This window comes from Amycolatopsis sp. NPDC051071, assembly GCF_040682875.1.
In the GTDB taxonomy this organism is placed as follows: Bacteria; Actinomycetota; Actinomycetes; order Mycobacteriales; family Pseudonocardiaceae; genus Amycolatopsis.
Genome location: NZ_JBFBBY010000300.1, coordinates 1 through 4171, shown reverse-complemented (window position 1 = coordinate 4171; position 4171 = coordinate 1). Strand labels below are relative to the sequence as shown.

Sequence of the window (4171 nt, the reverse complement as noted above, 5' to 3'; positions counted from 1 at the left end):
TCTGGTGTGGTAACTCGATCCAACCCGACGAGGTTTCTTCACGCTCACAGGGGGTTCACGTGGGTTACAGACACAACTTCCGGCAACCTGCTTAGAGGACTAAACGCGGGCGGGCGAGGGGTCACGCCAGGCAGTCGGCCTGGTCCCCGCGCCGCAGGGCGGGGTCCTCCTGCGTGAAGGTCCGCGCCACCCCGGGGCCGCTGGCCAACGTCTCGAACCGCACGGTCACCCGCCCGTGCCCGGCGCCCTGCACCCAGCCGCTCCCGTGTTCCTCGTGCACCACGTCGTCCCCCGGCCGCCAGCCGGTCGAGGGCGCCACCGGGGCGGGCGCCCGGGAAACCGACGTCTCCAAGGCTGCCGAGGCGGGGACGGACAAGGTGAACAGCGGATCCTGATGCGGCACCGAAAGCCCGGAGAACGCGACGCCAGCCAGCCGCACGCCGCCGAACTCCGCCGGATCGAGCAGCAGCCGCTCCGCCATCGAGGCCAGCTGGTCGAATTCGTCGGTCGGCGAGGCCATCGTCTCCGAACGTGTCACCGTGCTGAACGCGGTGTCCCGCAGTTTCACCACCACCGTCCGCGCGACCCGTTCGGCGTTCACCAGCCGTTTGTGCGCGTGGACGGCGAGATCGCGGACCTCGCGCCGCAGGCTGGCCAGGTCGATCAGGTCCCGGTCGAAGGTGGTTTCCGCGCTGACCTGTTTGAGTTCCGCGCGGTCGGACACCGGCCGGTCGTCGACGCCGGTGGCGAGGCGCCGCAGGTCACGGCCGACCACACTGCCCAAAGTGAACACCGCGTCGGCGTCGGACAGCGCGGTGAGCTGCCCCAGCGTCCGTACCCCGATCGCCCGCAGTTTCCCTTCCGCCACCGGGCCGATCCCCCACAGCGCCCTGGTCGGCAACGGCGCGAGGAAGTCGCGTTCGGTGCCTTGGTCGACGACGAGCAGTCCGTCCGGCTTCGCCTCGTCCGAGGCGACCTTGGCGACCTGCTTCCCCGACGCCGCCCCGATCGACGCCACCAGCCCGACTTCGGTACGGATGTGTTCACGCAGGCGGGCGCCGAACTCCCGTACCTGAGCGGAGGAAGCACCCGCCAGCGAAGGGGGTTCGGCGAAGGCCTCGTCCAGCGAGATCCGTTCGAGGACGGGCGCGTACTGGGCGACGAGGTCGAACACCCGGGTGCTCAGCAGTTCGTACAGTTTGAACCGCGGTGCCACGATGACCCCGTTGGGCGGCAACAACCGCCGGGCTTGCGACATCGGCATCGCCGAGCGGATCCCGTGCGCCCGCGCCTGATAACTCGCCCCGGCGACCACGCCTCGCGGGCCGGCGCCGCCGACCAGCACCGGACGTCCGGCCAGCGTCGGCCGGGTCAGCTGTTCACAGGAGGCGTAGAACGCGTCCATGTCGAGGTGGATGACCCACCGGTCAACCCCGCCCATCGCCCGGCACCTCGAGAAGCCGATGCAGTGCCCGCGTGTACTCCTCGAACGCCGCCCGGCCACGGGTGGTCAGCTCGACCAGCGTCACCGGCGTGCGATGTTCGAACGCCTTGGTGATGCCGACGTAGCCGGCGTCCTCCAGTTTCCGCAGATGCGTCGAGAGGTTGCCCGGCGTCATGTCCAGAAGCTGTTGCAGGCGCGGGAAAGTGATGCTGTCCCCGGACCCGAGGCTCGACAGCGCCACGGTGACGCGCAGCCGCGCCTGCGCGTGGATCACCGGATCGAGCTGCGGCAGCCCGTCTTCGCTCATCGCGACCGCACCAGGAAGACCAGCGACGCCACCAGGAATCCCCCACCGCCCGCCAGGCTCAGCACGAGGAAGTTGTGCGGTCCGCCCGCGAGCACGCTCGCCGCGCCGCACAGGATGATCCACGCGCCGAGGCCGTACTGCAGTTTGCTCTGCCACAGCATCCCGCCCGCCAGGTACATCAGGCCGGTGAGCATCAGCGACGTGCCGGACCACAGCAACGGGATAAGGCCGGGATCGAGACCGTGGGCGACGAGGCCGGCGTTCACGACGGTCAGCCCGCCGAACGCGATCATCCAGCTCCAGCCGTACATCGCCCCGACGAGTCGCGAAGGACCGCGGACGCCGCGGCCTGCCCGGATGCCGTAGAACGCCGAGTACGCCATGGCTCCGGCGAAGGCCACGATCGTGATGACCGAGGCCGTCCACAACGGCATCAGGGAGGTCGGCGGCGCGGAAAGGAAGACGAGCCCGAAACCGATCAGCCACACCAGGCCCCAGACCGCGAGCAGCACGGCCGGATTCGGCCCGATCTCGCGCCGGGTCTCCGCCGACTGCCGGGCGATGAGCGCGAGCGACTCCTCGGGTGTCATCGGCCGCGAGTCGTCGTCCTGCTCGGGCACGGCCCGCTCATCCTCCGCCACCTCGGAAAACTAACACGCGCTCACAGCCTGGCCGTGTCAAGCCGGAACCGCGCCATCACCACGAGAGCGGGTACCACCAGCCACGCCGCGAGCACCAGGACCGCGGTCAGCAGACCCGAGCCACCCAGCACCGGCGCGCGGCCGATCTCGCCGAGCCAGTACGTCGGCATGAGGTGCCCGGCGGTGTTCATCCAGCCGGGCAGGACCTGCAGCGGGATCCACAGCCCGCCGAACATACCCAGCGGCAGCATCAGCGCACCGGTCACCGCCTGGACGGTGTCCCCCTTGCCGAACAGGCCGATCATCAGCCCCAGTACCGCGAACGGCAGCGCGCCGAGCCACAGCGCGCCGAAGATCGTCAGCCATTGGCCGGTTTCGAGCCGGATGCCGCGGACCATCCCGGCCGCGAAGATCACCAGCAGCACGGGCAGCGCGACGAACAACCCCGCCGATACCTTCACCATCAGGTAGCCGGGTGCGCGCATCGGCGTGAGCCGCAAGGTGCGCTGCCAGCCGTCGGTGCGTTCGGTGGCGACGCGGGTACCGGTGAACAGCGCGGCGGTCATGACGCCGTACGCGGCCATGTTGACCATGGTCACCGTCGCGGTCGAGACGCCGGGAGCGAGCTCGCGGGCGCCGAAGATCCCGCCGAACAACAAGAACATCGCGAGCGGCATGCCGATGGTGAAGATCGCGAACTGCGGACTGCGGACGATGCGCTTGATCTCCAGCGCGAGGTAACTCATGTTCATCGCAAAGCTCCTTCAGCTGCGTCGGCGGTCAGCGCGATGAACGCTTCTTCCAGTCCCACAGCGGTGATTTCGATGTTCGCGGCGAGTGGGAACTCACGCAGCAGACCGCGGATGGCGGCGTCGGAATCGGCGCAGCTCAGCTCCGCGTGCCCGGCCCGCAGCACCGCGCGGGACACCCCGGGCAGCGCGGCGAGTGCCGCTTCGGTGGCATCCGGGACGACGGCACGCAGGACGCGCCCGGCGACCGCGGCCCGCACCTCGCCGACCGGTCCGTCCGCGACGACCTGACCGTGCCGCATCAGCACAACGCGGTCGGCGTAGTCCTCGGCCTCGGCGAGGTAGTGCGTCGCGAAGAGGACTGTCCGGCCTGTCTCGGTGTACTCGCGCATCGACGCCCAGAACCGGCGACGCCCGTCGACGTCCATGGCCGCGGTCGGCTCGTCGAGCACCAGCAGGTCCGGATCACCGACCAGCGCGAGCGCGAATCGCACCCGCTGCTGCTCGCCGCCGGAAAGCTTCCCGCAGCGGCGGTTCGCGTACTCGGTGACGCCGGCGCGCTTCAGCACCTCCCGGATCGGCAGCGGATCCCGGTGCAGGGAGGCGAACAGGCCGACGAGTTCGGCGACCGTCGCGTCCCTGAGCAGCGTCCCGTTCTGCGCCATCGCGCCGACCAGGCCGCGGTCCATCGCCTCGGCCGCGCTGAGCCCGGCGACCCGAACCTGACCGGCGTCCGGCCGGGTCAGGCCCAGCAACATGTCGATGGTGGTCGACTTGCCCGCGCCGTTCGGCCCGAGCAGCGCCACCACCTCCCCTGGCGCGACCCGCACACTGACGTCGTCGACGGCGAGGACGTCACCGAAGCGCTTCGCCAGCCCCTCCAGACTGAACGCGTCCATCCTGACTCTCCCTCCTCAAGCACTCTGAACTACAAAGTCGATGGCTACTTTGTAACACAAAGTCCCCTGCCCTGAAAACCCCGAACGCGCGTGAAGGCCCCCTTCCCTCGACTGAGCCGAGGGAAGGGGGC

General features: G+C 69.8%; 5 protein-coding genes. All 5 read right to left on the bottom strand.

Annotated elements, in window-relative coordinates:
• Positions 1-121: 121 nt before the first annotated feature.
• The 5 genes from AB0M65_RS40415 to AB0M65_RS40395 all read right to left on the bottom strand — a co-directional run bounded on the left by AB0M65_RS40415 (position 122) and on the right by AB0M65_RS40395 (position 4040).
• On the bottom strand, positions 122-1441 hold the full coding sequence (locus AB0M65_RS40415) for a DNA polymerase IV (RefSeq protein ID WP_364040819.1): 1320 nt from the start codon (positions 1439-1441) through the stop codon (positions 122-124).
• Positions 1428-1751 carry a transcriptional regulator gene (locus AB0M65_RS40410; RefSeq protein WP_364040816.1) on the bottom strand — a complete coding sequence of 108 codons (324 nt, stop codon included), beginning with the start codon at positions 1749-1751 and terminating at the stop codon, positions 1428-1430. Before AB0M65_RS40410 ends, AB0M65_RS40415 begins: the two co-directional genes overlap by 14 nt.
• The gene (locus AB0M65_RS40405; protein ID WP_364040822.1) at positions 1748-2341 is read right to left on the bottom strand and encodes a hypothetical protein; all 594 of its coding nucleotides are present in this window, start codon (positions 2339-2341) and stop codon (positions 1748-1750) included. The genes AB0M65_RS40410 and AB0M65_RS40405 overlap by 4 nt, the downstream gene beginning before the upstream one ends.
• A 71-nt stretch (positions 2342-2412) precedes the next feature.
• A complete protein-coding gene (locus tag AB0M65_RS40400) occupies positions 2413-3144 on the bottom strand; it encodes an ABC transporter permease (RefSeq protein WP_364040813.1) in 732 nt (243 codons plus the stop codon).
• The gene (locus tag AB0M65_RS40395) at positions 3141-4040 is read right to left on the bottom strand and encodes an ABC transporter ATP-binding protein (RefSeq protein WP_364040811.1); all 900 of its coding nucleotides are present in this window, start codon (positions 4038-4040) and stop codon (positions 3141-3143) included. The genes AB0M65_RS40400 and AB0M65_RS40395 overlap by 4 nt, the downstream gene beginning before the upstream one ends.
• Positions 4041-4171 lie beyond the last annotated feature (131 nt).